This is a genomic window from Deltaproteobacteria bacterium (genome assembly GCA_009929795.1).
Classification (GTDB): domain Bacteria; phylum Desulfobacterota; class Desulfovibrionia; order Desulfovibrionales; family Desulfomicrobiaceae; genus RZZR01.
Genome location: RZZR01000316.1, coordinates 1 through 1,741, shown reverse-complemented (window position 1 = coordinate 1,741; position 1,741 = coordinate 1). Strand labels below are relative to the sequence as shown.

The 1,741-nt window shown below is 58.6% G+C and carries 4 protein-coding genes; 1 reads left to right on the top strand and 3 read right to left on the bottom strand.

The annotated features are described in order from the left end of the window. Both EOM25_14585 and EOM25_14580 read right to left on the bottom strand, forming a co-directional pair. On the bottom strand, positions 1–475 hold a 475-nt coding region (locus EOM25_14585), incomplete at its 3' end, for an ABC transporter ATP-binding protein (protein ID NCC26403.1). 50 nt (positions 476–525) lie between these two features. Continuing rightward, a complete protein-coding gene (locus EOM25_14580) occupies positions 526–846 on the bottom strand; it encodes a type II toxin-antitoxin system ParD family antitoxin (protein NCC26402.1) in 321 nt (106 codons plus the stop codon). A 79-nt stretch (positions 847–925) separates the two neighbouring features. Here EOM25_14580 and EOM25_14575 point away from each other — a divergent pair, with 79 nt between their 5' ends. Continuing rightward, the gene (locus EOM25_14575) at positions 926–1,180 is read left to right on the top strand and encodes a hypothetical protein (GenBank protein NCC26401.1); all 255 of its coding nucleotides are present in this window, start codon (positions 926–928) and stop codon (positions 1,178–1,180) included. Here the strand turns inward: EOM25_14575 and EOM25_14570 are convergent. Continuing rightward, entirely contained in the window at positions 1,177–1,383 is a 207-nt protein-coding gene (locus tag EOM25_14570; GenBank protein ID NCC26400.1) for a hypothetical protein, read from the bottom strand. The two genes, EOM25_14575 and EOM25_14570, sit on opposite strands and share 4 nt — an antisense overlap. Between the last annotated feature and the right edge of the window lie 358 nt (positions 1,384–1,741).

The window sequence follows — 1,741 nt, the reverse complement described above, 5'->3', positions numbered from 1 at the left end:
TCGGCTCGTCCAGAAAGAGGATGGCCGGGGAGTGGATGATCCCGGCGGCGATGGTCAGCTTGCGCTTCATGCCCTTGGAATAGCCGGCGAACTTGCGGTCGGCGGCCTGGCTCAGGCCAAAGGCCTCCAGAAGATCCTTGGCCCTGGCTTGGCGTTCCTTTTTCTTCAGGCCGTAGAGGGCGGCGCAGAAGCAAAGGTTTTCGAACCCGGTCATCTCCGGGTAGAGGTTGCTCTCGTCCGGGACCACGCCGACAAGGTGCTGGGCCGCCCGGGGTCTGGCTGTGCAGTCCAGCCCGGCAATGCGGATCTCCCCTCTGTCGGGCCGGGCCAGGCCGGTGAGCATGTTGATGGTCGTGGTCTTGCCGGCCCCGTTGGGGCCGAGGAGGCCGAAGATTCGCCCGGACGGGATCTCGAAATCCAGGCCGTCCACGGCGGTCAGGTCGCCGAAGGCCTTGGTCAGGCCTCGGACCTGGATGGCCGTGGAGGTGTTGGTCCGATTTGGGTGGTCGTCCACATGGTCTCCGTTCAGAAAATTCGGCCCTGGTCTCGGTCCGAATTTTTATAATCTGAAGAAGTAGACCAAAGGCTTTTTGAGCGGGCCGCATCTTTGATGCCAGTGACCGCCTCATGGTCGAAAACTTCAGCCCGACCGGCGTCCAGTTGCATGATTCCGACCAGAATGTCCCTCCGGAGGTCCTCGGTCAGGGCCAGGCGCTGTTCCTCCTGGATTTTCAGGAGGCGCAGGCCCTCGAGGATCAGTTCGTTCGGGCTGTTGTAGAGTCCCGAGCTCACCTTATCGTCGATCCATCGACTCATGTCGGGGTGGAGCGTGATTTCCATCAAGATACCTCATGTTCAGACATCGGTCGGCGGTGCGAATTGAACCTGCGATCAGTTTTTTCGTGGCCGGTTGCCGTGGATTCCAATGTCTGATTTCGATTTTTTGCTGGCAGCACGGCCAAACGATGCTTTTTCTCAAGCGATCATGGTTTGGACTCTAGTGCGGGAGGCCAAGGCAGGCAAGGCCCGATGGGAAGGCTTCAAGCCAGTGCAAAAGGGTGCGGTTCGCATCTGGAATCTGATCATTTTCGTCAGAAAGGTCGCGCCAGAAAGCAGACACAGAAGCCCCGACCATTGCCGGACGGGGCTTCTCGAACAGACGAACATGGGGTTGGGTTAGACGGAAGCGTTGAGGTTACCCCCTTTCCCGGTGAAGGCGGCGCTCAGGACGTCTTTCTGGAACTCGTAGTCCAGGGCGTTCTGGTTCTGGGAGACGTTGGCCGGCGCATTCATCCGATCCAGGGTTTTGGTGACCAATTGGGCGTCGAAAGAGCTCTGGGCCAATGACATGGCCGCGGAGCCGTTGCTCAGGGAATCAACCATAGGCGATCACCTCCCGTGATTTCGTCTGTTACTCAATAGAATATCGGCCGAACTTGACGAAAACTTGAGGGGGATTTCGGAGTTTTTTCCATCATCTGTCGTCGGCCACGATTTCACCCGGCGCAAAGGGGTGGACAGGTCGGGCTCGACAATTCGATTGACATGGGCACCATGGAAAACGATCGATCATTCTGCACAGTGCTGTTTACAGAATGTCAGGTCGATGGGCTGACCTCGGACACAGACCGTTCTTGGGTCGGGAAGAGTATTCCGCCCCTGCCTAGCCCATGAGCTGCAAGGCCATCCTGGGCAGGGAGTTGGCCTGGGCGGGGCGTTCAGTCGCGATCCAGAATCCTGC